Source organism: Pantoea sp. ANP04 (assembly GCF_041982285.1).
Taxonomy (GTDB): domain Bacteria; phylum Pseudomonadota; class Gammaproteobacteria; order Enterobacterales; family Enterobacteriaceae; genus Pantoea; species Pantoea eucalypti.
In genome coordinates, this window is record NZ_JAUTYS010000009.1 from 1 (window position 1) to 23,368 (window position 23,368).

25 protein-coding genes and 1 tRNA gene are annotated in these 23,368 nt (G+C 57.2%); 16 read left to right on the forward strand and 10 right to left on the reverse strand.

Annotated features, from left to right (window positions below; all coding sequences use genetic code 11):
• The first annotated feature begins 710 nt into the window (after positions 1–710).
• The gene (locus Q7C21_RS13065) at positions 711–1,505 is read left to right on the forward strand and encodes an endonuclease/exonuclease/phosphatase family protein (protein ID WP_105099467.1); all 795 of its coding nucleotides are present in this window, start codon (positions 711–713) and stop codon (positions 1,503–1,505) included.
• A 107-nt stretch (positions 1,506–1,612) separates the two neighbouring features.
• Here Q7C21_RS13065 and mltD read toward each other — a convergent pair whose 3' ends face one another.
• Both mltD and gloB read right to left on the reverse strand, forming a co-directional pair.
• Positions 1,613–2,989, reverse strand: coding sequence for a murein transglycosylase D (mltD, locus tag Q7C21_RS13070; protein ID WP_033742950.1), 1,377 nt, complete (start codon positions 2,987–2,989; stop codon positions 1,613–1,615).
• A 71-nt stretch (positions 2,990–3,060) separates the two neighbouring features.
• A complete protein-coding gene (gene gloB, locus Q7C21_RS13075; protein WP_003852545.1) occupies positions 3,061–3,816 on the reverse strand; it encodes a hydroxyacylglutathione hydrolase in 756 nt (251 codons plus the stop codon).
• Positions 3,817–3,858: 42 nt separating this feature from the next.
• Between gloB and Q7C21_RS13080 the strand changes: the two genes are divergently transcribed.
• A complete protein-coding gene (locus Q7C21_RS13080) occupies positions 3,859–4,596 on the forward strand; it encodes a class I SAM-dependent methyltransferase (protein WP_003852547.1) in 738 nt (245 codons plus the stop codon).
• On the opposite strand, the gene rnhA is transcribed toward Q7C21_RS13080, so the two are convergent.
• The gene (gene rnhA, locus Q7C21_RS13085) at positions 4,578–5,045 is read right to left on the reverse strand and encodes a ribonuclease HI (RefSeq protein WP_003852549.1); all 468 of its coding nucleotides are present in this window, start codon (positions 5,043–5,045) and stop codon (positions 4,578–4,580) included. The two genes, Q7C21_RS13080 and rnhA, sit on opposite strands and share 19 nt — an antisense overlap.
• Positions 5,046–5,096: 51 nt before the next feature.
• Between rnhA and dnaQ the strand changes: the two genes are divergently transcribed.
• Positions 5,097–5,828, forward strand: coding sequence for a DNA polymerase III subunit epsilon (gene dnaQ, locus Q7C21_RS13090; RefSeq protein WP_003852550.1), 732 nt, complete (start codon positions 5,097–5,099; stop codon positions 5,826–5,828).
• Positions 5,829–5,962: 134 nt separating this feature from the next.
• Positions 5,963–6,039: transfer RNA gene (locus Q7C21_RS13095), tRNA-Asp, on the forward strand.
• A gap of 49 nt (positions 6,040–6,088) precedes the next feature.
• On the opposite strand, the gene Q7C21_RS13100 is transcribed toward Q7C21_RS13095, so the two are convergent.
• Positions 6,089–7,597, reverse strand: a complete 1,509-nt coding sequence (locus Q7C21_RS13100; protein WP_003852551.1) for an NCS1 family nucleobase:cation symporter-1 — start codon at positions 7,595–7,597, stop codon at positions 6,089–6,091.
• A gap of 143 nt (positions 7,598–7,740) precedes the next feature.
• Between Q7C21_RS13100 and Q7C21_RS13105 the strand changes: the two genes are divergently transcribed.
• From Q7C21_RS13105 to puuE, 3 genes are read left to right on the forward strand one after another with little or no spacing between them, the layout of a single operon-like run.
• A complete protein-coding gene (locus Q7C21_RS13105) occupies positions 7,741–8,463 on the forward strand; it encodes a GntR family transcriptional regulator (protein ID WP_003852553.1) in 723 nt (240 codons plus the stop codon).
• On the forward strand, positions 8,460–9,191 hold the full coding sequence (gene hpxA, locus Q7C21_RS13110; protein WP_003852554.1) for an allantoin racemase: 732 nt from the start codon (positions 8,460–8,462) through the stop codon (positions 9,189–9,191). The genes Q7C21_RS13105 and hpxA overlap by 4 nt, the downstream gene beginning before the upstream one ends.
• A 32-nt stretch (positions 9,192–9,223) precedes the next feature.
• Positions 9,224–10,177 carry an allantoinase PuuE gene (gene puuE / locus Q7C21_RS13115; protein WP_039658999.1) on the forward strand — a complete coding sequence of 318 codons (954 nt, stop codon included), beginning with the start codon at positions 9,224–9,226 and terminating at the stop codon, positions 10,175–10,177.
• Between the two features lie 50 nt (positions 10,178–10,227).
• Here the strand turns inward: puuE and hpxZ are convergent, their stop codons facing one another.
• The 4 genes from hpxZ to Q7C21_RS13135 are packed head-to-tail and all read right to left on the reverse strand — an operon-like array spanning position 10,228 to position 13,783.
• Positions 10,228–10,608 carry an oxalurate catabolism protein HpxZ gene (gene hpxZ, locus Q7C21_RS13120; RefSeq protein ID WP_003852558.1) on the reverse strand — a complete coding sequence of 127 codons (381 nt, stop codon included), beginning with the start codon at positions 10,606–10,608 and terminating at the stop codon, positions 10,228–10,230.
• Complete coding sequence (locus Q7C21_RS13125; protein WP_110411630.1) at positions 10,608–12,005, reverse strand: AtzE family amidohydrolase; 1,398 nt, start codon at positions 12,003–12,005, stop codon at positions 10,608–10,610. Before Q7C21_RS13125 ends, hpxZ begins: the two co-directional genes overlap by 1 nt.
• Positions 12,002–12,184 carry an oxalurate catabolism protein HpxX gene (hpxX, locus tag Q7C21_RS13130; RefSeq protein WP_003852562.1) on the reverse strand — a complete coding sequence of 61 codons (183 nt, stop codon included), beginning with the start codon at positions 12,182–12,184 and terminating at the stop codon, positions 12,002–12,004. The genes Q7C21_RS13125 and hpxX overlap by 4 nt, the downstream gene beginning before the upstream one ends.
• Positions 12,185–12,196: 12 nt before the next feature.
• Entirely contained in the window at positions 12,197–13,783 is a 1,587-nt protein-coding gene (locus Q7C21_RS13135) for a gamma-glutamyltransferase family protein (protein WP_105099463.1), read from the reverse strand.
• A gap of 151 nt (positions 13,784–13,934) precedes the next feature.
• On the opposite strand from Q7C21_RS13135, the gene hpxU reads away from it, so the two are divergent.
• From hpxU to uraH, 9 genes are all read left to right on the forward strand, one after another.
• A complete protein-coding gene (hpxU, locus tag Q7C21_RS13140; protein WP_078804136.1) occupies positions 13,935–14,774 on the forward strand; it encodes a MurR/RpiR family transcriptional regulator HpxU in 840 nt (279 codons plus the stop codon).
• Positions 14,775–14,965: 191 nt separating this feature from the next.
• Positions 14,966–15,751: a transporter substrate-binding domain-containing protein gene (locus tag Q7C21_RS13145; RefSeq protein ID WP_003852569.1), complete on the forward strand. Its 786-nt coding sequence runs from the start codon at positions 14,966–14,968 to the stop codon at positions 15,749–15,751.
• Between the two features lie 10 nt (positions 15,752–15,761).
• A complete protein-coding gene (locus Q7C21_RS13150) occupies positions 15,762–16,430 on the forward strand; it encodes an amino acid ABC transporter permease (protein WP_008924825.1) in 669 nt (222 codons plus the stop codon).
• Positions 16,430–17,086, forward strand: coding sequence for an amino acid ABC transporter permease (locus Q7C21_RS13155; RefSeq protein WP_033742952.1), 657 nt, complete (start codon positions 16,430–16,432; stop codon positions 17,084–17,086). The genes Q7C21_RS13150 and Q7C21_RS13155 overlap by 1 nt, the downstream gene beginning before the upstream one ends.
• Complete coding sequence (locus tag Q7C21_RS13160) at positions 17,067–17,798, forward strand: amino acid ABC transporter ATP-binding protein (RefSeq protein ID WP_008924827.1); 732 nt, start codon at positions 17,067–17,069, stop codon at positions 17,796–17,798. Before Q7C21_RS13155 ends, Q7C21_RS13160 begins: the two co-directional genes overlap by 20 nt.
• A 220-nt stretch (positions 17,799–18,018) precedes the next feature.
• Positions 18,019–19,254 carry an alanine--glyoxylate aminotransferase family protein gene (locus tag Q7C21_RS13165; protein ID WP_003852571.1) on the forward strand — a complete coding sequence of 412 codons (1,236 nt, stop codon included), beginning with the start codon at positions 18,019–18,021 and terminating at the stop codon, positions 19,252–19,254.
• The gene (hpxK, locus tag Q7C21_RS13170) at positions 19,251–20,504 is read left to right on the forward strand and encodes an allantoate amidohydrolase (RefSeq protein ID WP_039659006.1); all 1,254 of its coding nucleotides are present in this window, start codon (positions 19,251–19,253) and stop codon (positions 20,502–20,504) included. Before Q7C21_RS13165 ends, hpxK begins: the two co-directional genes overlap by 4 nt.
• A 3-nt stretch (positions 20,505–20,507) precedes the next feature.
• On the forward strand, positions 20,508–21,002 hold the full coding sequence (uraD, locus tag Q7C21_RS13175; RefSeq protein ID WP_003852573.1) for a 2-oxo-4-hydroxy-4-carboxy-5-ureidoimidazoline decarboxylase: 495 nt from the start codon (positions 20,508–20,510) through the stop codon (positions 21,000–21,002).
• A complete protein-coding gene (gene uraH / locus Q7C21_RS13180; protein ID WP_003852574.1) occupies positions 20,999–21,334 on the forward strand; it encodes a hydroxyisourate hydrolase in 336 nt (111 codons plus the stop codon). Before uraD ends, uraH begins: the two co-directional genes overlap by 4 nt.
• Positions 21,335–21,345: 11 nt before the next feature.
• Here uraH and Q7C21_RS13185 read toward each other — a convergent pair whose 3' ends face one another.
• Together Q7C21_RS13185 and Q7C21_RS13190 are read right to left on the reverse strand one after the other, a co-directional pair.
• Complete coding sequence (locus tag Q7C21_RS13185) at positions 21,346–22,113, reverse strand: amidohydrolase (RefSeq protein WP_008924831.1); 768 nt, start codon at positions 22,111–22,113, stop codon at positions 21,346–21,348.
• Positions 22,101–23,261 (reverse strand): pyridoxal phosphate-dependent aminotransferase, encoded by a 1,161-nt coding sequence (locus tag Q7C21_RS13190; protein WP_110411629.1) that lies wholly within the window; start codon positions 23,259–23,261, stop codon positions 22,101–22,103. The genes Q7C21_RS13185 and Q7C21_RS13190 overlap by 13 nt, the downstream gene beginning before the upstream one ends.
• Between the last annotated feature and the right edge of the window lie 107 nt (positions 23,262–23,368).

Consider the following 23,368-nt stretch of genomic DNA (forward strand, 5'->3'; position numbering starts at 1 on the left):
GAGCGGTAGTTCAGTTGGTTAGAATACCTGCCTGTCACGCAGGGGGTCGCGGGTTCGAGCCCCGTCCGTTCCGCCACTTAATTGGAAAGCCCTGACTTAACGGTCAGGGCTTTTTCCATTGCAGCTAAATCAGCCCGGGAAGTTCGCGCACTGATTCCCATCGATCTGCAGGATCATGTTAACGACAACTGATAATCTGAACATAAAGCAATAATCCCGTTGTCGATTCCACCATTACGAATGTGTTCGGTTAAACGCCGACAATGCCAGCCTCTTAAGCGTTCACATACGCTGTCGCTGCTCAGCTGTCCACTCAGTAAGAAAACGATAAAAGCCCGCACCCAGGCTGGCTCACCCCAGTGTCGTAGCAGTCAACCGTATTATGGCGCATCCCGACCGGCAGACGTAGTGACTGCACCGGTGCTCCCTCCGCCACTTCACAATCGATCATAAGTCCGAAAGAGAGGTAATCTCCTTACCCCAAAGACAGAGCTGATTAATTGTCTGCCCACTGACAGGGCTCAATGATGATAAAGACAACATCGCCTCCCGATCTGCCTCGATTTGCTTAGCGAGCGTAAAAGGGCTGCTTTATGCTGGAAATGCGTGATGAATTCCGACATTCACCTGCATCCATTGAAACCCCGGTCTAGAATCCCTATAACAGACAGGTGTTAACTGTATTTTTGAATCATCAGCCAGGCGGGAAAGTGCGCAAAAAAACTTATGCAATGCGATATGTAGCAGGACAACCAGTGGAACAGATCTTTCCACCTGGCGCGATGCTCCATCTCGGTCAGGCACTGCCTCCCGGCGCCCCGTTGCCAGCGCATCCAAACCTCAAGGTCCTGGTATGGAACATCTTTAAGCAGCAACGCGCGGATTGGATGTCAGTACTGGAAGGATTTGGTAAGGATGCACATCTTGTATTACTGCAGGAGGCGCAGACCACACCTGAACTGGTGGAGTTTGCGACCAGTAACTATCTGGCTGCCGATCAGGTGCCCGCCTTTGTGCTGCCTCAGCACCCCTCTGGAGTGATGACACTTGCCTCTGCGCACCCGGTCTATTGTTGTCCGTTACGTGAGCGAGAACCTCTGCTGAGGCTGTCAAAATCGGCACTGGTCACGGCTTACCCTCTGCCGGCCGGTGATATGCTGATGGTCGTCAACATCCATGCGGTTAACTTCAGCCTCGGTGTGGACGTTTACAGTAAACAGCTGGGACCTATTGGTGAGCAGATTATGCACCACCAGGGACCGGTAATTATGGCCGGTGATTTTAATGCATGGAGCCGTCAGCGCATCAATGCGCTCTACCGGTTTGCACAGCGGATGAAACTGGAAGAAGTCATGTTTACTGCCGACCATCGTCGTAAAGCGTTTGGCCGCCCGCTGGATTTCGTCTTCTATCGCGATCTCAGAGTGAGCGAAGCATCCGTACTGGTCACGCGCGCGTCCGACCATAATCCGCTACTGGTGGAGTTCAGTTCAGGACGTGAGTAAGAGACATTAAGGCTGCCAGCAGAAGGCAAGGGAAGGGGAGGGGAATGCGTAGACGGCGGCAGATGCATAAAAGAAAAAGGCTGACAATTGTCAGCCTTTTCAACGTATCAGGTATCAGGGGTTGCGTTATTATTCACAAACAGCGTTAAGTTATCGCCGGGTTGAATATCTTTCGCATTGTCCAGCACACTGTTCCAGCGCATCACGTCTTTAATATTGACGCCGTGATGACGGGCAATACTGTCAAGAGAATCACCCTTGCGAACACGGTAGGTGATGCTGTTGCCGTTATCAGCCAGTCGGGTGCCATTCGAACCGATAGTCAGAGTCTGACCCGGTCGGATATCAGCACCGCGCAGGTTGTTTTCCTGCTTCAGTGTCGAGACGCTGACGCCAAGTTTAGCGGCGATACCAGAAAGCGTATCCCCACGTCGCACTTTATACCCGCCACTCGCGCTGGCTTTTGCAAGCTGCGTCGGCTGTACTGCTGCGATGTCACCGGAAGCCAGTGAGTTACGCAGTTTAGCGACGTTCGACTTCGGCACCATAATATAGTGCGGGCCGTTTGGCGCTGTTGCACCGCCTTTGTAGCCGGTATTGAAGCTCTTCAGTTTCGTGAGCGACATACCTGCCATTTCGGCAGCCTGCGTCAGCTGTATCTGCTGACCCACTTCCACTCGCGCCAGAGCACGACTTTCATTAGGTGTCGGCAGTTTGATACCGTAACGCTTGTTATTTTTGAGCAGTTCACTCAGAGCTAACATTTTAGGCACATACACGGTTGTTTCGCGTGGCAGCGATAAATGCCAGAAGTCAGTCGGCTTACCGCGCGCCTTGTTCTGCTTAATCGCTTTAAGCACACGTCCTTCACCACTGTTATAGGCGGCGATGGTTAATAACCAGTCACCGTCAAACATAGTGTTAAGACGCTGCATCATATCCAGCGCAACTTTCGTGGATGCGACCACATCACGTCGCCCATCGTAATACTGGTTTTGTTTCAAACCATAGTTTCGACCCGTAGCTGCAACAATCTGCCAGATGCCAGCGGCATTGGCGGATGACGTTGCCCGGGGGTCAAAAGCGCTCTCCACTATGGGTAGCAGTACCAGTTCCATCGGCATTTTACGTTTCTGTATCTGCTCGACTATCCAGTACATGTACGGCTCTGCCCGTAATGTTACATCGTGGAGATAGCTCTTATTTTTTAAAAATTTTCTTTTTTGTTCGCGGATTGCCGGGTTTTCCGGAATCCCCATCTTCAACTCGTCACTAATGAAACTCCAGAGATCTGCGTCTGCTGCGAGGCCAGTTCCATCTTCCTGCCATCGCGGCGACAAAAACTCGTCTCCGTACTTTCCATTTTCACCTTGACCAGCTGAAGACAGACTCTGTGCATGCTGTTCGGGAATATTGGCATCGTTCCTGGACGCCTGACATCCCACCAGCAAGACTGAGGCGAGTAATATCGCTTTAGCCTTCATATGTGTGTCAATAGTTCGCTTAAAAGACGAGCAACTATACGTGACGACTTTTCACAACACAACCCGAAAAATCAAAAAGCGTCTTTCTTCTCGCGTAGAACAGCAAATGTATGCCATAGCGGTTCATCAGAAACATTAACGTTTAAAGCGCGTTGTAAATCAACGTCTTGCGAACGGAGAAATAAATTAATTGACCGTTCGTGCGCCAGTTTTACAGGCAGACTAATGCCATTTTCAGCGCGTAAGTCCTTAATTTTCTGATATTCGGCCATTATTTGCGGGTCATGAGGCAGAATAGCCGCAGCAAACTTCAAATTGGATAAAGTATATTCATGCGCGCAACAGACTAAGGTTTCTCCTGGTAGCTGATTAAGCTTTTGAAACGAATCATACATTTGCTCTGCTGTGCCCTCAAAAAGGCGTCCACAGCCACCCGAAAAGAGGGTGTCGCCGCAGAAAAGATAAGGCGCACTGTAATATGAGATATGTCCTAAAGTGTGACCAGGAGTGTGGATCACGTCGAAAGTCAGCCCCAGAACCGTGACTTTATCCCCTTCGCTGACGATCGTTCTGGCTCCTTTGGCCTCGGTTTCCTGAGGGCCGTACACCTCCAGTTGCGGGAAATGCTCACACAGGGTTTTCACTCCACCGGTATGATCGTTATGGTGGTGAGTCAGCAGGATGGCGACCGGCTCCCAGCCGTTGGACGCCATTTTTTCTAACACCGGTTGGGCTTCGCCGGGATCGACAATCAGGCATTTACCTTGATCATCCGTCAGTGCCCAGATGTAGTTGTCCTGCAACGCAGGAATACTGGTAAGATTCATCATCACCTCTCGCAGGTCGTAGTAAAAGGAAGAGCGTAAAGCATGAAGCCCGCTAAATCACGCCAGATTCTGAACGCTCCGCTGTCATGGCGCGATATGCCGTGGGGAGAGTATTTCCGCGACGCGTTAACGCAGCAGCTTCAGCCTTACCTCGGAAAGCTATATGGCTTTCATATGCTTAAGCTTGGCAATCTCAGCGCAGAAATCAACACAGAAAATTGTGCTATTTCACATCAGGTCAATGTGGGCAGTAAAGGTGAGCAGTTGCAGGTGCTGGCCGACCCGATGCAGTTGCCGTTTGAGTCGAAGTCGGTGGATGCCTGTCTGATGGCCCATACGCTCGCCTGGAGCCAGGATCCTCATCGGGTATTGCGCGAAGTGGACAGGGTGTTAATCGATGATGGCTGGATGATCATCAGCGGTTTTAATCCCTTCAGCCTGCTTGGCGTGAGCAAAATGGTGCCGGGATTAACTCGCAAGGCGCCGTGGAGCGGACGGATGTTCAGCCAGATGCGGTTGCTCGACTGGCTGGGGCTGCTGAATTATGAAGTGGTTTATCGCACCCGGTTTCAGGTGCTGCCATGGCATCGACAGGGCGGGAAACTGATCAGCGCCCACTTACCGGCCCTGGGCTGCCTGAATATTGTTGTGGCACGTAAACGCACCTTCCCGCTGCTGCCGACACGGGCAAAGAAGAGCCTGAGTACCAGCAAGATCCGCCAGACGGTCAACGCGACGCGTCAGTTCCGCAAGGCAGAGGATCAGGACTCGGCTTTATAACCGATATCTTCAAAGGCAGGGTTTTCAGCTGCAGTGCGGGCCAGCACGTCGCAGCGTTCATTTTCCGGATGTCCGGCATGCCCTTTAACCCACTCCCACTGAATTTTGTGGGTGCTGAGTGCTAAGTCGAGACGCTGCCAGAGATCGACATTCTTTACTGGCTTTTTATCGGCGGTTTTCCAGCCACGCTTTTTCCAGTTATGAATCCAGCTGGTGATTCCCTGGCGCACATACTGACTGTCGGTGCTGAGCACCACATCGCAGGGTTGAGTCAGCGCTTCAAGCGAAACAATCGCCGCCATCAACTCCATCCGGTTATTGGTGGTAAGGTGATAGCCCGCGCTGAACGTCTTTTCATGCTGACCGTAGCGTAAAATCGCACCATAACCGCCGGGACCGGGATTTCCGAGGCAGGATCCATCGGTGAATATTTCTACCTGTTTGCGCATCTCTGGTAGACTTCCTCTCAAAAACGCTAAGTCTGACATAAAACGGGTCTTATGAGCACTGCAAATAACCGCCAGATCGTTCTCGATACTGAAACCACCGGCATGAACATGATCGGGGTACATTATGAGGGGCACCGCATCATTGAGATTGGTGCGGTGGAGGTGATTAACCGTCGCCTGACCGGCAACAATTTTCATATGTATCTCAAGCCCGATCGGCTGGTCGATCCTGAAGCCTTTGGTGTCCACGGGATTGCAGATGAATTTCTTGCCGACAAGCCCGCGTTCAGCGAAATCGCTGATGAGTTTCTCGACTACATTCGCGGTGCTGAATTAGTCATTCACAACGCACCGTTTGATATCGGCTTTATGGACTACGAGTTCTCAAAGCTGAACCGTGGCATTGAGAAAACCGAAACCTTCTGCAAAATTACCGATAGCCTGGCGCTGGCGCGTCGTATGTTTCCCGGCAAGCGTAACAGCCTTGATGCGCTCTGCTCGCGTTATGAAATAGACAACACCAAGCGTACTCTGCACGGCGCACTGCTCGATGCCGAGATTCTGGCGGAAGTCTTCCTGACCATGACCGGTGGTCAGACGTCGCTCTCGTTCTTATCGGAAAGTGAAAGTGCCCGTGAGGCTCAGGGAGAGAGCATTCAGCGCATCGTCCGTCCCGCCTCTGCACTGCGCGTGGTCACGGCCAGCGAAGAGGAAGTGGTTGCCCATGAGTCCCGTCTGGATCTGGTGATGAAAAAGGGTGGCAGCTGTCTGTGGCGTGGCTGAATGGCCTGTTTTTGTGGATAAAATCAACGCCAAGCTGAAAAAAACAGCAAACGATTTATTCACCTGGAAAAAGCGTTGACGCCGTAACAACCTGCCATTACTATGCGCCTCGTTCTCGACGGGGAACAAAGCGCGGAGCGGTAGTTCAGTTGGTTAGAATACCTGCCTGTCACGCAGGGGGTCGCGGGTTCGAGCCCCGTCCGTTCCGCCAATCTCTTTTAAAAAGCCGATTCAGAAATGAATCGGCTTTTTGCTGTCTGCTATTCAGCGACGGCCTGGTTCTTCTGCGCCACTACCTCGCCATGCGCGCGGGTCACATCTTCAGCTTCACGATCTTCACGGGCGATAAAGCGATAGCAGCCCGCCGCCAGACCAGCACCAATGAACCAGCTGAAGTTCGCCACCTGATGCAGGGAAGGGATAAAACTAATCACCAGGCAAATCGCTACCGACGGCAGCAGCGCGCCAATCGCTTTGGGGTTAAAGCCACCGCGATACCAGTAACGACCAGATGGCGTGTCATTAAACAGATCGTCGACTGAGATACGGCCACGCTTAATCAGATAGAAATCGGTTAACAGAATCCCGAACAGCGGCCCGATAAAGGATCCCAGCACATCCAGGGTGTAGTGAATCAGCTCAGGCGACTGGAACAGGTTCCACGGCGTTAACAGCACTGAACCAACGGCGGCGATCATCCCACCGGTGCGGAAGCTGATTTTCTGTGGGGAACAGTTCGAGAAGTCAAACGCGGGTGAAACGAAGTTCGCCACGATGTTGATGCCGATGGTGGCGGTAATCATGGTCAGCAGACCAATCGCGACCGCCAGATCGTTGCCGACCATGCTCACGGTTTCGATAGGATCGGTAATCATTTTGCCAAACAGCGACTGGGTGCCCGAGACAATCACCACCGTCACCACAGAGAACAGCAGGAAGTTAAACGGCAGGCCCCAGCGGTTGCCGCGACGAATCTCGGACATATTCTTGCCGTAGCGTGAAAAATCACCGAAGTTTAACAGCGGCCCGGAGAAGTAAGAGACCACCAGCGCCGTGGCCGTAATCATCTGCCAGGTCTGTTCGCCTGCGGTCAGCGATTTGCTGGCGAGGGTAAAGGAGATGCCATCGAAGCCGGTCTTGTATACAATCCAGCCCGCCAGTGCCACCATCACCACATAGACCGCCGGTCCAGCGACATCAATAAACCGCTTAATGGCGTTCATGCCGTGCCAGAACACCATCGCCTGCAGTAACCACATAATGCCGAAACAGCACCAGCCCAGCAGCGACAGGCCCAGCCAGTGTGGCACGGTCATTGATGTCAGCGACGGCGCAAACTTCAGCAGCACCAGCATCAGGGCATTCGCCGCCAGATAGGTCTGAATGCCATACCAGGCGAACGCGATCAGCCCGCGAATCACCGCCGGAATATTGGCGCCAAACACGCCAAACGCCTGACGGCAGATCACCGCATAAGGGACACCCGCCATCTGGCTCGGTTTCGCCACCAGGTTGGCACAGATTTGCACGATGCAAATCCCGGCCAGCAGGCAGAGCAGCACCTGCCAGCTGGCTAATCCCAGCGTGAAGAAACTGGCGGCTACCACATAGCCGCCCATGCTGTGCACATCGGACATCCAGAAAGAGAAGATGTTGTACCACGACCAGTTCTGATTGCGAGTCGGTGCCAGGTCTTCGTTACAAAGCCGTGGGCTGTAACGTGCACTGGCTTCAGAGGCCGCGCTGGCCACCGTTGATTGTTTTGGCATGAAACCTGCTCCTGTACCTGAAAGTGGAATGAATAATCTGGTAAGACGGTATTGCAGGATTCAGGCCAGATCTGTTTTGTTGTATACAATATTTATTTTTCACGTATACGATAGTGGCACACAGCGAGCGACCGGAGCAGGTAATGACGAGTAAAACAGGCCAGCGAGACGCCACTCATCTGCAGGACAAAGATGAAGGGATTTACCAGGCGTTGATGAACGCTATTGTTGAGCACCAGCTGCCGCCGGGCAGTAAATTGCCGGAAGAGGCACTTTCCGCGGTCTTTGGGGTGAGTCGCACCGGCATCCGCAAAGTGCTGCAGCGCCTCGCGGCGGTGCAGATGGTCACCCTGACGCCCAAACGTGGTGCGCAGGTGGCGACACCCGGCGTTGAAGAGGCACGTGACATCTTCTCAACCCGCAGTTTAATGGAGTGCGCCAATCTGCCTGCGGTACTGGCGCATCTGCAGCCTCCGCATCTGGCGGCACTGGAGCAGCTCATTGCACAGGAAAACCAGGCGCACGCCGATCATGATGGTCCGGCAGCCATCCGGCTTTCCGCCGCGTTTCATATTCAGCTACAGGCGATCTCCGGTAATCAGGTGCTCACCGGCATGGTGACCAGCCTGACTCAGCGCTCCTCACTGGTAATTGCCGCCTGGGGCGCGCCCTGGCAGCGCGGCTGTCGCTGTGACGATCACGCAAATCTTCTGGCGTTACTGCGCGCTCGTGCGCTGGAACCGCTGACTCTCGCGCTTCAGCATCACTTTGAGCACATCGTTTCCAGCCTGCACTTTGAGCGCAGCGGAGAAACCCTGCCCGATTTCTCCCGACTGTTTGCCTCAGTCTCTGGAGTCGCTTCATGAGTCTGATTCAGGTCATTAATCCCAACACCAGTCTGGCGATGACCGAAACTATCGCTCAGGCCGCGCGTGCGGTCGCCGCGCCGGGCACCGAAATTCTGGCGGTTTCGCCGTCGCAGGGTGTGCCCTCCATTGAAGGGCACTTCGATGAGGCGATCGCCGCCATCGGCGTGCTGGAGCAGATCAAGCTGGGCAGGGAGCAGGGTGTCAGCGGACATGTCATTGCCTGCTTCGGCGATCCGGGTTTACTGGCCGCACGCGAGCTGGCCAGCGGGCCGGTAATCGGCATTGCGGAGGCGGCGATGCATACCGCCACGCTGCTGGCGACACGCTTCTCCATTGTCACCACGCTGCCGCGCACGCTGGTGATTGCGCGTCATCTGTTGCAGCAGTATGGCTTTACCCATCACTGTGCCGCGCTGCATGCCATCGATCTGCCGGTACTGGCGCTGGAGGATGGCAGCGGTCTGGCGCAGGAAAAAGTGCGGCAGCGCTGTATTCAGGCGAAACGGGAAGATGGCAGCGGGGCGATTGTGCTGGGTTGTGGCGGAATGGCGACGCTGGCGGCTTCGCTGACCCAGGAGCTGGGCCTGCCGGTGATTGATGGCGTCAGCGCAGCGGTGAAAATGGTCGAGTCGCTGGTGGCGCTTGGTTTTGGCACCAGCAAACATGGCGATCTGGCCTGGCCTTTGCAGAAACCTCTCTCAGGTGCGTTTCAACATCTAAACTAACGGAACTTTCCCGAATCAAAACAGGTGGAGTAATGACTGACGCTGCAGAGAAGAAAGAGTACAGCTTTAACAAAAACTATCCGCGCGATTTAATCGGTTATGGCGCCAATCCGCCGCACGCCGCCTGGCCCAATAACGCCCGTGTGGCAGTGCAGTTTGTCCTGAATTACGAAGAGGGTGCAGAAAACAGTGTGCTGCATGGCGATGCGGGCTCAGAGCAGTTCCTCTCCGACATCATCGGTGCAGCCAGCTATACCGATCGTCACATGTCGATGGAGTCGCTGTATGAGTACGGCTCCCGCGCCGGCTTCTGGCGCATCCACAATGAATTTCAGAAACGTGGTCTGCCGCTAACCGTGTTTGGTGTGGCGATGGCGCTGGCGCGTCATCCGGAAATTGTCGAGGCGATTAAACAGGCGGACTACGATGTGGTCAGCCACGGCTGGCGCTGGATCCACTATCAGGGCATGGATGCAAAAACTGAACGTCAGCATATGCAGCAGGCAGTGGATGTGCTGGTGGATCTGTTTGGGAAAGCGCCAACAGGCTGGTACACCGGGCGCGACAGCCCGAACACCCGTCGGCTGGTGGTGGAGCAGGGTGGGTTCAGCTACGACAGTGACTACTACGGCGATGATCTGCCGTTCTGGACGCAGGTTACCTGCCAGGATGGCACGGTAAAACCGCACCTGGTTATTCCTTACACCCTTGAGTGCAACGATATGCGCTTTGCCTCGCCGCAGGGGTTTAACACCGCCGAACAGTTCTTCACCTATCTGCGCGACACCTTCGATGTGCTGTATGAAGAGGGAGAGACGGCGCCGAAGATGATGTCGGTCGGCATGCATTGCCGCCTGCTGGGTCGCCCTGGCAAATTCCGCGCGTTGCAGAACTTCCTCGATCACATCCAGCAGCACGACGACGTCTGGATCTGTACCCGCCAGCAGATTGCTGACCACTGGATCGCAACTCACCCGGCACCTTAAGCCAGTTCCGGCGCTTGCCCCGTTCTGAACGGGAGCAGCGCCGGATGCCGTCAGCTCATCAGACTGACCTGCGCCGCCACGATGCACCAGCCGTGGGGCATTCGTACCCAGGTCTGCTGCTGACGACCAATCTTATCGCTACCAGGGCGGGTAAATTCGGTGCTGCAGACCGCATAATCCTCGCCAAAAGTCGTAATCACGGTGTTCCGTAGCGTCCGGTTCAGACCGGCTGAAGGACGCGCGGCACGGAAGGCCCGAATTTCATCAATGCCATACAGATTCTCACCCGCCCCAAGACGCACGGTTCGCGGGTCATGCCAGAAGAGCGCATCCAGTTCTTCCACGTCATTGCTGACCAGCGCCTGCTCGTAGCGATAAAACTGCGCCGTTACCTCGGTGAGCACCTGCGGTAAATTAATCTCTCTGTTCATCACGCTCCTGCCATATTCATTTGCGGCATCGTAATGCCCTGTTGTTCCAGTGCCCAGGCGGCGCGTAGTACTGCCTCTTCATTAAACGGACGGGCGATAAGCTGTAATCCAATCGGCAGGCCACTTTGGGTCGCCAGCGGCACGGTACAGACCGGCAATCCCAGGAAGGAGATCGGCTGCGTTAGCATTCCCATGCTCGCCTTGGCGGGCAGCGACTCACCCTGAATCGTCAGGGTTTGCTGACCGATAGTAATCGCGCTGCAGGGCGTCGCTGGGGCGATCAGCACATCGAACCGATCAAACAGCGGTAACACCTGCTGCTGAAAATGGCGACGGAAACGCTGTGCCTGCACATACCAGGCACCAGGCATCATGGCACCGGCCAGCAGACGCTCACGTGAGTTCGGTTCAAACTGCTCCGGCATCTGGCGCAGGGCAGGCAAATAGTGATTGCCGCCCTCGGCGGCGGTCATGATAAACGCCGCCGAGCGGGCCAGCTCCGCCTCCGGCATCAGCACCTCTTCCTGAGCCTCAAGCGCGGCTGCAACTGCCGCGACGGCCGCGCGGGCATCCTCATCGCACCAGCGGGCAAAAAAACCACCCAGTACGCCACAGCGCAATCCTTCGCTGCCCTGTGACAGCCCTGGCAGCGTCTCGGCCAGTGGACGGTCAGCCTGAAACGCGTCAGCGTGGTCTGCACCCTGCAACAGGTCATACACCAGTGCCAGGTCCTCAACCCGGCGCGCCAGTGGGCCGATGTGATCAAGGCTGGCGACAAACGGATGGCTGCCGCTGCGTGACAGACGACCAAAAGTTGGCTTAAGACCAAAAATACCGCACAGCGACGCGGGCACCCGAATCGAGCCGTTGGTGTCGGTGCCCAGTGAAAAGTGGACCAGCCCGGCGGCCACGGCGGCGGCTGAACCGCCTGAAGAGCCGCCCGCCACGCGGCTCAGATCGCGCGGATTGTGCGTCGCACCATAGTGGCTGTTTTCGGTGGTAAAACCATAGGCATAAGCATCCATGTTCAGCATGCCCGACAGCAGTGCGCCTGCGTGACGCAGTTTCTCCACGGCAAACGCATCTGCCTGGGCCGCAGGGCGATCGCGGAACAGGCTGGCACCGGCCAGTGTGCTGTGACCCGCCACATCAAACAGGTTTTTCACCGCATACGGGATGCCCGCCAGCGGTGGCAGGGTTTCGCCGCGCTGCCGCTGCGCATCAATCGCGCTGGCCTCTTTTAACATGCGCGGCCCGGTCACTTCCGTCCAGGCATTCAGCGCCGGATTATGGTGCTCAACGGCCTGCAGCGTGCTCTTCGCTACCTCCACCGCGCTGATCTCACCCTGCTGGATCGCCCGTTGCAGGCTCTGAATCGAAACATCACCTAATCTCATGCCTGGTATACTCCTGCCACTTCCAGCCGATCGTCCAGCGGAAACGCCATCAGCGGTGCCGCCATCTCCGCGATACGCGACAGCTGGATCAGCAGTTCAGCGCGGCGGGCGTCATCCAGTTCCAGTTGCAGTATCTGCTCCATATGGCCGATGTAGCTGGCCCAGTCGTGTTGATTCATGATTCGCTCCTGTTAAAAACCGGCAGCGCTGCCGTTACTGCGCGGATCGCTTGCGCCCTCAAACATGCCGTTGCTGTGACGCACGATGGCGCCCGCATGGCCAACGGATTCACTGAAGTCCGGCAGCAGCTCCACCTCATGTCCCCACAGACGCAGCATCAATACCGTTTCGTCGTCAAAGCGGCCTTCCAGTTTTAATGAGTCTGATGATTGCCCCCAGGTCCGGCCCAGCAGCCAGCGCGGCGCACTGACCGCCTGCTGTAACGGCAGGCCCTGAATGACATGGCGGGTAAAAATCGCCGCCTGGGTCTGCGGCTGACCATCTCCGCCCATGGCGCCATACACCATTGTCCGGCCATCTTTCAGGCGTGCAGCGGCGGGATTCAGGGTATGAAACGGCTGCTTGCCGGGCGCAAGGGCGAGTAAGTGGTCAGGATCCAGGCTAAACGCCGCGCCACGGTTCTGCCAGGTAATACCGGTGCCGGGCAGCACCACACCACTGCCAAACTCGTGATAGATGCTTTGAATAAAGGAGACCGCCAGGCCGCTGCTGTCCATCACGCCCATCCAGACGGTATCGCCCGGGCCGCGTCCGCTTCCCCAGGCTGCCGCCTCACCATCGGTGATCTGGCTGGCGAGTGTGGCAAGGTGATCGCTATCCAGCAGCGCCTGCAGATCTTCGGTGACGTGACGCGGATCGGTGATGTGTTTGTCCCGCAGCGCAAAGGCTTTCTTGGTGGCTTCAACGATGCGGTGCACCGTCTGCGCGTCATCAGCCTCCGCCATCGCCAGCCGGTCGGTGATGCCGAGGATTGCCAGCGACACCATGCCCTGCGTCGGCGGGGCGATATTCCAGATGTCGCCTTCACTGTGTGCGAGGTGCAGTGGCGTTGTGCGGCGGGCGCGATGCTGCTGCAGATCGTTCAGCGTCACCGGCATGCCCAGTGTCGCCATCTCGTCGGCCAGATGATGAGCCAGCGGGCCGCGATAAAAACTGTCGAGTCCCTCTTCGGTGAGCTGACTCAGGGTGTTCGCCAGTGCGGGCTGGGTAAAACGGCTGCCGGGCTGCGGCACCTCGCCGTCAGGCATAAACGTGGCGCTGAAGCCGGGCTGATGCTGCAACTCACTGCGAAACGTCGCGGTGGCGGCGCTCTGTGAAGCGGTCACCGGAATGCCGTCGGCGGCGTAGCGAATGGCATCACGCAGCAGACGAGCCAGCGGCAGCGGCGGGGTGCCCATCTCCTTAGAGAGCATCAGTGCCTCCTGCCAGCCACTGACTGTACCGGCTACGGTCAGCGCCGCTTTCGGTCCGCGATGTGGAATTTTCGGGTGATCGGCGTAAAAATCGCGGTGAGCCAGTGAACCTGCTGCGCCGCTGGCGTCGATAGCGACAGGATCACCACCGGGCGGCAGAATCAGCCAGAAACCGTCGCCGCCCAGTCCATTCATGTGTGGATAGACCACCGCGATAGTTGCGGCGGCGGCCACCATCGCTTCAATGGCATTACCGCCATCACGCAGTACCGCGAGTGCGCTTTCACTCGCCAGATGGTGCGGCGTCACCGCCATCCCCTGCGGGGCCATATTGCTTTGAATCATCGTTTTCTCATTCTTCGGGTGACAGAACCCATAACAAAGCAAGAGCTGTTCCAGTTTTCACCCTGCGATGACAATGCGCCGGTTAACCTGGCGTAAATTGTGCTAGGTTTTGCTAAACAAAAGTGCTGAAACAAAAGTTACAGGACGCCTTATGCAACAGCTTGATGAACGACTCAGAAGTCACTATCCCCAGCTCTCGCCACAGGAACAGCGCATTGCTGACTTCGTGTTTGACCATTTCGATGACCTGATCAGCTACAACAGCGCCGAGCTGGCGCGGCTCAGTGGTGTGTCGAAAGCCACGGTCAGCAGGCTGTTTAAGCGTCTGGGCTACGAGAAATACAAAGATATGCGTGATGAGTTACGCATCCTGCGTCAGAGCGGCATGCCGCTGACAGATAATCGTGATGCCGTGCAGGGTAATACCTTGCTGGCACGCCACTATAAGCAGGAAATGGCGAATCTGACGCAGTGGGTTAACAGCCTGGATGCACAGCACTTTAACGAGGTTATTCAGCAGCTGTCGCAGGCAAAACGCGTCTTTATCATCGGTATGCGCAATGCCTACCCGGTGGCGCTGCACCTGCGCCAGCAACTGGTACAGGCGCGTTCTCAGGTGCATATTCTGCCGCAGCCGGGCCAGACGCTGGCTGAGGAGCTGGTGGATATCACACCGGACGACATGGTCATCGTGATGGCCTTTCGTCGTCGTCCACGCATTATTCGCCCGCTGATGCAGCAGTTGCAGGCAGCCGGTATCCCGCTGCTGGCGCTGTGTGAGCCGCAGGCGCAGACGGTGATTACCCTGGCGCGGTGGCAGCTTTGTACGCCGCTGGATAGCGTCTCCGCTTTTGACAGTTACAGCGCGGCCATGAGTCTGGTTAACCTGATTGCTAATGCCCTGCTGCATGAAATGCTGGCTCAGGGACGTCAGCGGATTCATCAGATCGCTGACCTGTATCAGCAGTTTGACGAACTGGAGCACCGTTAACAGGCACCGTTTTGGTGCTTTGCCCCATTTCAGAACACATCTTTCCCGGCGTAATCGCTCCGATTACGCCCGCATTCTGCTGAACTCTCTGCCGCTTAACCCTTTTTTTGTTGCCGCCCGGATTGGCACATTAGTTGCAGATTGCATGTCAAAGAATCTTTTGTTTCACGTTAATCTCACCGGGGTGCATAATGAAAAAAGTTTTAATGGCGGTAGCAGCTGCAGCATTACTGATGGCTCAGGCGGGAAGTGCGCTGGCCGATCAACTGCAGGACATCCAGAAGCGCGGTGTCATCCGCGTCGCTGTGCCGCAGGATTTCCCACCCTTTGGCTCGGTCGGCACTGACCTGCAGCCGCAGGGGTATGACATCGACACGGCGAAATATCTGGCAAAGCAGATGAAACTTAAGTTGCAGCTGGTGCCGGTCAGCAGTGCCAACCGCGTGCCTTATCTGCAAACTGACAAGGTCGATCTGGTTATCTCCAGCATGGGTAAAAATGCCGAGCGTGAGAAAGTGATCGACTTTACACGTGCCTATGCGCCGTTCTTCCTGGGCGTATTTGGTCCGAAAGGTGATGAGATCAAAGCGGCGTCGGCGCTGAGCGGCAAGTCGATTGGCGTCACGCGCGGTGCGGTAGAAGACATGGTGCTCAGCGACGTTGCGCCGAAAGATGCGCAGATAAAACGCTATGAAGATAACAATACCACGTTGTCTGCCTATCTCTCCGGTCAGGTGCAATATGTCGCCACCGGTAACCTGGTGGTCGCCGCGATTGCACGCCAGAATCCGGCTAAAGCGCCTGTCGCGCAGTTTATGCTGAAAGATTCACCCTGCTTTATCGGCCTGAAGAAAGATGAGCCTGCGCTGAAAGCGAAAGTCAATGCGCTGATTGAGCAGGGCATCAAAGATGGCACTCTGAATAAACTGTCAGAAGAGTGGCTCAAAGCGCCGCTGCCCGCCAACCTCGGCGCCTGAGGACGGATTCATGACCGGGCAACTTAACTTTCCCGCCCTGTGGCCCTACTGGCCGGAGCTGCTCTCCGGTCTGTGGGTCACCCTCCAGCTGACGGTGCTGGCGACGACCGGTGGTGTGGCGCTGGGCATTGCGGGCGCGGCGCTGCGCAGTGGCAAACCCAGCTGGATGAGCCGCCTGTGGGGCATCTATGTCGAGCTGATCCGCAATACGCCGTTTGTGGTGCAACTGTTCTTTATTGTTTTCGGTCTGCCTGCGCTGGGGCTGAAACTTACCGCTGGCGAGGCGGCGCTGCTGGCGATGCTGATCAACCTTGGCGCTTACAGTACCGAGATCATCCGTGCCGGAATTCAGGTAACGCCCAAAGGGCAGTGGGAAGCAGGCCGGGTGCTGGGATTAACCCGCAGCCAGACATTTTTGCGGGTGGTGTTGCCACCTGCGCTGCAGCGCATTTACCCGGCGCTGGTCAGTCAGTGCATCATCGTGATGCTGGGGTCGTCGGTGGTGTCCCAGGTTTCTTATGAGGAGCTGACCTTCGCCGCTAACCTGATTCAGTCGCGCACCTTCTTAAGTTTTGAGGTCTATCTGGTGACCACGCTGATCTACCTGGCGTTGTCGATTGCGATGCGCCATCTGCTGCTGGCAATTGGCCGTAAATGGTTTGGAGTGCAGCCATCATGATGACGACCTTTACTGACTGGGACATCCTGCGCAACCTGCTGCTGGCGGCGCGCTGGACCCTGTTACTGTCGCTGGTGGCCTTTGCCGGCGGAACGCTGGTAACGCTGCCACTGCTGTTTCTGCGTCTGCTGCAACGCAAGTGGCTGACGCGCGTGATACGCGGTTACACCGCGCTGTTTCAGGGCACGCCGCTGCTGATGCAGCTGTTCCTGGCATTTTTCGGCGTCGGGCTATTCGGCATTGATGTCGCGCCCTGGACCGCAGCTTCGCTGGCATTGACCTTCTACACCAGCGCCTTTCTGGTGGACATCTGGTACGGCAGCATTCGCGCCCTGCCGAAAGGGCAGTGGGAAGCGTCGCGCTGCCTCGGCCTGACCTTTGGTCAGACGCTATGGCGGGTGGTGGCACCCCAGGCGATCCGCATCGGTATCGCGCCGACCGTGGGCTTTGCCGTGCAGGTGATCAAGGGCACCGCGCTGGCCTCAATAATCGGCTTCATTGAGCTGACTAAGGCGGGCACCATTCTGAACAACGTGACCTATCAGCCGTTTAAAGTCTTTGGGCTGGTGGCGCTGGGCTACTTCCTGATGTGTTATCCGCTGTCTCGCTACAGCCAGTATCTGGAGAAAAAATTCAATGCCGCTCATCACCATTAATCAGGTGCAAAAATATTACGGCGACAACCATGTGTTGAAAGGCGTGGATCTGGATATCGACATGGGCGAGGTGATCTCGATCATTGGTCGCAGTGGATCCGGCAAAAGCACGTTGCTGCGCTGTATGAACGGGCTGGAAGGCTATCAGGAGGGCAGCATCAAGCTCGGCGGGATGACGATTACTGACCGTGATTCGCAGGCGCGTGAAATCAGCCGCTCGGTCGGAATGGTATTTCAGAGCTTCAATCTGTTCCCGCACATGACGGCGCTGGAGAACGTGATGCTGGCGCCGCGCCGGGTGCTGAAGAAAAGCGAGGCCGAGTGCCGGGCGCTGGCGGCGCAGATGCTGGAGAAAGTCGGGCTGGGTGAACGTCTTGACTACTATCCTGCCAGCCTCTCTGGCGGTCAGCAGCAGCGCGTGGCGATCGCCCGTGCGCTGGCGATGACGCCGAAAGTTTTACTCTGTGATGAGATCACCTCCGCGCTCGATCCTGAACTGGTGGGCGAAGTGCTTAAAGTTCTGGAGCAGCTGGCGGCAGAGGGAATGACGCTGATCCTCGTCACCCATGAAATGAGCTTCGCCCGCGACGTGGGCGATCGTGTGGTCTTTATGCATCAGGGGCGCGTCTGGGAGCAGGGCGACAGTAAAACGCTGTTCGCCCAGCCGCAGACGCCGGAGCTGAAGCAGTTTATCTCTTCGGTTCGTCTCTAAATGTTTAGTTTGACAGGCGTTTATTGTTGCAGACAGTCTGACCACGGACAGCGCGGAACAACCGGAGCGTACACGAAGTACGTGAGGATGACTCGCTGTGCTCGCCCCTTCAGGGCCGCCCTTACGGGCGTTCAGGTTGCTAAAGCAGCCTGTGTGAGCACTGCCCGGGGCCAGAATGGCAAATAAAATAGCCTGTCGGGCATCAGAAAAGGAAATGATGATGGATATAACACAATACCCGCAACTCAATCCGCCACAGCGTCTGCTGATGGGACCGGGACCGATCAACGCCGATCCCCGCGTGCTGCGCGCCATGTCGAGCCAGCTGCTGGGTCAGTACGATCCCGCGATGACCCACTACATGAACGAAGTGATGGCGCTCTATCGCGGCGTGTTCCGCACAGAGAACCGCTGGACGCTGCTGATTGATGGCACCTCTCGTGCCGGCATCGAATCGATACTGCTCTCCGCTATCCGCCCTGGCGACAAAGTGCTGGTCCCGGTGTTTGGCCGCTTCGGTCATCTGCTGTGCGAAATTGCCCGCCGCTGTCGTGCGGACGTTCACACCATCGAAGTGCCGTGGGGCGAAGTCTTTACCCCGGACCAGATTGAAGATGCGATCAAAAAAGTGCGGCCACGCCTGCTGCTGACCGTGCAGGGCGATACCTCGACCACCATGCTGCAGCCACTTGAGCAGCTGGGGGCGATCTGTAAACAGTACGGCGTGCTGTTCTACACCGATGCCACCGCGTCGCTGGCGGGCAACCCGCTGGAAACGGATGCCTGGGGACTGGATGCCGTATCGGCGGGGATGCAGAAATGCCTGGGCGGCCCATCGGGCACGTCACCGATCACCCTGAGCGCAGAGATGGAAGCGGTGATCCGCAAACGCAAATGCGTGGAGCAGGGGATCCGCACCGAGGCGCATCAGGATGGAGATGATGAAATGATCTACTCCAACTATTTTGATCTCGGCATGATCATGGATTACTGGGGGCCGGAGCGGCTTAACCATCACACCGAAGCGACCAGTGCGCTGTTTGGCGCCCGCGAGTGTGCCCGTCTGATCCTGCAGGAAGGGCTGGATAACGGCATCGCCCGTCACAAACTGCATGGTGAAGCGATGCTGAAAGGCATTCAGGGAATGGGGCTGGAGACTTTTGGCGATCTGAAAAACAAGATGAACAACGTGCTGGGCGTGATGATCCCGTCAGGTGTCAACGGCGATCAGGTGCGCAAACTGATGCTGGAGGATTTCGGCATTGAGATTGGCACCTCATTTGGTCCGCTGCATGGCAAGGTGTGGCGCATCGGCACCATGGGTTACAACGCGCGCAAAGATTGCGTGATGCAGACGCTATCGGCGCTGGAAACAGTGCTGACTCATGTTGGTTATCGCACGCCGCAGGGCGCGGGTGCGCAGGCCGCCTGGGATCACTACGGGAGCCAGGCATGATGATGAGTGCCAGCGAAGCTCAGGCCGCTGCACAGCGCGTGATGGCGCGCTGTGATGCGCTGGCAGCGATCAGCGAAACGGCTGAGGGCCTGACCCGCGTCTACCTGTCGGCGGAACATCTGCGCGCCAACGCCTGCGTCGGTGAGTGGATGCAGGCAGCGGGGATGCAGGTGTGGCAGGATGAAGTCGGCAATATCTGTGGGCGCTATGAGGCGGCAGAAGCGGGTGCGCCTGCGCTGCTGCTCGGCTCCCATCTCGATACGGTGCGCAACGCCGGCCGCTACGACGGGATGCTGGGCGTGCTCAGCGCCATTGAAACCGTACAGTGGCTAAATGAACATCAGCGCCGCCTGCCGCTGGCCATTGAGGTGATTGGCTTTGGCGACGAAGAGGGCACCCGTTTTGGCATTACGCTGCTTGGCAGTCGCGGGATTACCGGCAGCTGGCCGCAAAGCTGGGTGACACATCCCGACGGCAATGGCATTACTGTCGCGCAGGCGATGGCCGATGTTGGTCTCGACAGCGACAGGATCGCATCTGCGGCGCGGCGGGTTGAGGATATCGTCGGATATCTTGAGCTGCACATCGAACAAGGCCCCTGTCTGGAGCAGGAAGATCTGGCGCTGGGTGTGGTCACGGCGATTAACGGTGCGCGCCGCCTCAACTGTCGTTTCACCGGCGAAGCGGGCCATGCGGGAACGGTGCCGATGACGCATCGCAAAGATGCGCTGGCCGCCGCCGCCGAGTGGATGGTGTTTATCGAGCAGGCCACCCGTGAGCAGGATCCGCAGCTGGTCGCGACTGTGGGCACGATTAACTGCGCGCCGGGTGCAGTGAATGTGATCCCCGGCGAGGTATCGCTGTCGCTGGACGTGCGCGGTCCGCTGGATAATCCGCTGGAGACGCTGCTCTCCAGCCTGCTAACGCAGGCTGAGGCGATTGCGCTGCGTCGTGGACTTCGCTTCGAGTCGAACGAATATTATCGCATCGGTGCTACCGCCTGTGACTCCGCGCTGCAACAGGCGCTGAGCCATGCGGTGGAAACGGTGCAGGGTCGCAGTCTGTCACTGCCGAGCGGGGCCGGGCATGACGCTATCGCTATCGCTGAACGCTGGCCGGTCGGCATGTTATTTGTGCGTAACCATCGCGGCATCAGTCATCATCCGGCAGAGTCGGTGGCGGTTGACGATGTGGCTCCTGCGCTGCAGGCTTATCTGGAAGCGGTCTCGCTGATTGCCGGACGGAGTTAAAATATGGAGTTAGCCACATTTAATCAGCTGTCAGCTGACGAGGCGCAGTCGGCCATCCGGCACTGTGTGGCGATCCCGCACTGGCAGCAGTCGATGGTGGCGGGCCGGCCTTTTGCCACCATTGAGGCGCTACTGGCCACTGCCGATGCGCTGGCTCGCCAGTGGCAGCAGCCCGAGCTGGAAGCGGCCTTGTCGGCCCATCCCCGCATTGGCGAACGCGCGAACGGCGCGGACAAAGAGTCTGTACTGTCGCGTGGGGAGCAGTCCGCGATGCAGCAGGCCGATTATGCTCTGCAACAGGCGATGCAGCAGGGGAATAAGGCGTATGAAGCGCGTTTTGGCCGGGTGTTTCTGATTCGTGCCAAAGGGCGCAGCGGCGAACAGATGCTCGCAGAGTTGCAGCGTCGGTTGCAGAATAGCGATGTTACCGAGCAGCAGGAGGCGCTGGATCAACTGCGTGAAATTACCCTGTTACGCCTTAAGGAGACGATTCAATGAGCACTGTGACCACCCATATTCTCGACACGGCGCTGGGTAAACCGGCCAGCGGCGTGGCGATTTCACTGGAGCAGAACAGCCCGGAAGGCTGGTTTCCGATTTCACAGGGTGAAACGGACAGCGACGGGCGTCTGAAAGATCTGACGCCTGAGCCGCTGACGCCGGGCCACTACCGTTTAACGGCGGAAATCGGCGACTATTTTGCCGTCGCCGGTCGGGATGCGCTCTACGTCAGTGCACAGATCGATTTTATGATCGCTGAGGCGGGCAGCCATTTTCATCTGCCATTTCTGATTTCGCCCTGGTCCTGGTCAACTTATCGCGGCAGTTAACCGGCGGTGGTTTACAGCGAAAACCGGTCTGCATCCTGCCAGGCCGGGAAGCGCTCGCGGTAAGCCTGAAGCGCGTCCAGTGACAGCTCGGCATCCAGCCGGGCGCGCTGATGCTGCTCGGCCGCGCTGAGGATCTCCCCCTGCGGTGAAATAATCTGGCTGTCGCCACTGTAGTGATGCTGATTGCCATCGCTGCCAACGCGGTTACAGCCTGCCACGTAAGCCTGATTTTCAATCGCCCGCGCTAACAGTAGCGCCTGCCAGTGCAGCGCACGTGGCGCAGGCCAGTTGGCGACATAGAGCGCCAGATCGTAATCATTGCGGTTGCGCGAGAAGACCGGGAAGCGCAGGTCGTAACAGATTTGCGGCAGAATGCGCCAGCCGCGCCACTCAAACACCTGCCGCTGTTCGCCGGGCTGATAGTGGTGATGCTCGTCCGCCATACGGAACAGGTGACGCTTGTCATACTGATGCAGCGTGCCGTCCGGTTCGACCAGCAGGAAGCGGTTTACCGCGCCGTGTTCTGTCTGAATTGCCGCGCTGCCGCCGACCAGGGCATCGGTGCTGCGGGCATGCTGGTGCAGCCACTCAACCACCTGCGCCTCTGGCAGCGAGCTTTTCGCCGCCTCCATCGCAAAGCCGGTCGTAAACATCTCTGGCAGGATAATCAGATCGCGTCCGGTAAGTCCGGCCAGTTGCGCGTCAAAATGGCGCAGGTTGGCCTCGCCATCCATCCAGCTCAGCGTCTCCTGCAATAGCGTGATTTTCAAAGCTGACATAAGCGCTCCGCGGCGGCATCTAATGTCGCCGGCTGTTTGGCAAAACAGAGGCGGATCAGTTTATGGGGGAAAGCATCGGCGCAGAACACCGACAGGGGTATCGCGGCGACGCCGACTTCACGGGTCAGCCACTGGCAGAAACTGACATCATCCCGATCGGAGATGGCGCTGTAATCGACCAGTAAAAAGTAGGTCCCTTCGCAGGGCAGAACCTTAAAGCGGCTGTTGCTCAGCGCCGTGGCCAGCCTATCGCGGCGATCGCGATAGAACGCTGGCAGTTCAAAATAGTGTTCCGGATGCTCACGCAGCATATCGGCGATTGCCAGCTGCGCCGGGGTATTCACCGAGAAGGTCAGGTATTGATGCACTTTGCGCAGTTCAGCGCTGATCGCCGCAGGGGCAATGCAATAGCCCACTTTCCAGCCGGTCATATGGAACGTCTTGCCAAACGACGACACCGCGATGGCGCGCTGACGCAAATCAGGATGGGCCAGCACACTGGCGTGGCCCACCTCATCGAAGCAGATGTGCTCATAAACTTCGTCGCTCAGCACATAAACCGGGTGCGCCGAAATCGCCTGCCACAGCGCGGCGAAATCGGATTGCTGCCAGACGGTAGCGGTAGGGTTGTGCGGCGTATTCAGAATCACCAGCCGGGTTTTGTCACTCAGCAGTGCAGCAAACGCCTGCCAGTCCACCCGAAAAGCGGGCGGCTGCAGCGTAATGCGTTTCATCACGCCGCCAGACAACTCCACCGCTGGCGCATAGCTGTCGTAGCTGGGATCAAAGCAGATCACCTCATCGCCCGGCCGCACCAGTGCGGTAATCGCCGCATAGAGCGCTTCAGTTGCACCCGCTGTCACCGTAATCTCCACGTCAACATCCGGGCGGTAATCATAAAGTCGCGCGGTTTTTTCAGCTATCGCCTCGCGTAACGGCAGCGCACCGGTCATCGGCGCATACTGATTCGCGCCCTGGCTGACGTGATACGCCAGCCGCTGCTGTAGATAGTCCGGGCCGCTGAAATCGGGAAAGCCCTGAGAGAGATTGATGGCGTTATGCTGCTGCGCCAGCGCACTCATCTGGCTGAAAATCGTGGTGCCGAGTAAGGGAAGTTTACTCTCGGGGATCAGGTTGTGCTGCGTCATGGTGTCAGGCCTTAAGCGCGAAAATTGATGCGGTGTCACCCGGTGTTTGTGCCACTATAAACAGGATGGTAGTATTTGGCAATCAAGACGCTTAGACGGCTAAATGC

Coding starts and splice junctions, on each gene's coding strand:
- mltD (WP_033742950.1), bottom strand. CDS start 2,989: ATGAAGGCTAAAGCGATATTACTCGCCTCAGTCTTGCTGGTGGGATGT.
- gloB (WP_003852545.1), bottom strand. CDS start 3,816: ATGAATCTTACCAGTATTCCTGCGTTGCAGGACAACTACATCTGGGCA.
- Q7C21_RS13080 (WP_003852547.1), top strand. CDS start 3,859: ATGAAGCCCGCTAAATCACGCCAGATTCTGAACGCTCCGCTGTCATGG.
- rnhA (WP_003852549.1), bottom strand. CDS start 5,045: ATGCGCAAACAGGTAGAAATATTCACCGATGGATCCTGCCTCGGAAAT.
- dnaQ (WP_003852550.1), top strand. CDS start 5,097: ATGAGCACTGCAAATAACCGCCAGATCGTTCTCGATACTGAAACCACC.
- Q7C21_RS13100 (WP_003852551.1), bottom strand. CDS start 7,597: ATGCCAAAACAATCAACGGTGGCCAGCGCGGCCTCTGAAGCCAGTGCA.
- Q7C21_RS13105 (WP_003852553.1), top strand. CDS start 7,741: ATGACGAGTAAAACAGGCCAGCGAGACGCCACTCATCTGCAGGACAAA.
- hpxA (WP_003852554.1), top strand. CDS start 8,460: ATGAGTCTGATTCAGGTCATTAATCCCAACACCAGTCTGGCGATGACC.
- puuE (WP_039658999.1), top strand. CDS start 9,224: ATGACTGACGCTGCAGAGAAGAAAGAGTACAGCTTTAACAAAAACTAT.
- hpxZ (WP_003852558.1), bottom strand. CDS start 10,608: ATGAACAGAGAGATTAATTTACCGCAGGTGCTCACCGAGGTAACGGCG.
- Q7C21_RS13125 (WP_110411630.1), bottom strand. CDS start 12,005: ATGAGATTAGGTGATGTTTCGATTCAGAGCCTGCAACGGGCGATCCAG.
- hpxX (WP_003852562.1), bottom strand. CDS start 12,184: ATGAATCAACACGACTGGGCCAGCTACATCGGCCATATGGAGCAGATA.
- Q7C21_RS13135 (WP_105099463.1), bottom strand. CDS start 13,783: ATGATTCAAAGCAATATGGCCCCGCAGGGGATGGCGGTGACGCCGCAC.
- hpxU (WP_078804136.1), top strand. CDS start 13,935: ATGCAACAGCTTGATGAACGACTCAGAAGTCACTATCCCCAGCTCTCG.
- Q7C21_RS13145 (WP_003852569.1), top strand. CDS start 14,966: ATGAAAAAAGTTTTAATGGCGGTAGCAGCTGCAGCATTACTGATGGCT.
- Q7C21_RS13150 (WP_008924825.1), top strand. CDS start 15,762: ATGACCGGGCAACTTAACTTTCCCGCCCTGTGGCCCTACTGGCCGGAG.
- Q7C21_RS13155 (WP_033742952.1), top strand. CDS start 16,430: ATGACGACCTTTACTGACTGGGACATCCTGCGCAACCTGCTGCTGGCG.
- Q7C21_RS13160 (WP_008924827.1), top strand. CDS start 17,067: ATGCCGCTCATCACCATTAATCAGGTGCAAAAATATTACGGCGACAAC.
- Q7C21_RS13165 (WP_003852571.1), top strand. CDS start 18,019: ATGGATATAACACAATACCCGCAACTCAATCCGCCACAGCGTCTGCTG.
- hpxK (WP_039659006.1), top strand. CDS start 19,251: ATGATGATGAGTGCCAGCGAAGCTCAGGCCGCTGCACAGCGCGTGATG.
- uraD (WP_003852573.1), top strand. CDS start 20,508: ATGGAGTTAGCCACATTTAATCAGCTGTCAGCTGACGAGGCGCAGTCG.
- uraH (WP_003852574.1), top strand. CDS start 20,999: ATGAGCACTGTGACCACCCATATTCTCGACACGGCGCTGGGTAAACCG.
- Q7C21_RS13185 (WP_008924831.1), bottom strand. CDS start 22,113: ATGTCAGCTTTGAAAATCACGCTATTGCAGGAGACGCTGAGCTGGATG.
- Q7C21_RS13190 (WP_110411629.1), bottom strand. CDS start 23,261: ATGACGCAGCACAACCTGATCCCCGAGAGTAAACTTCCCTTACTCGGC.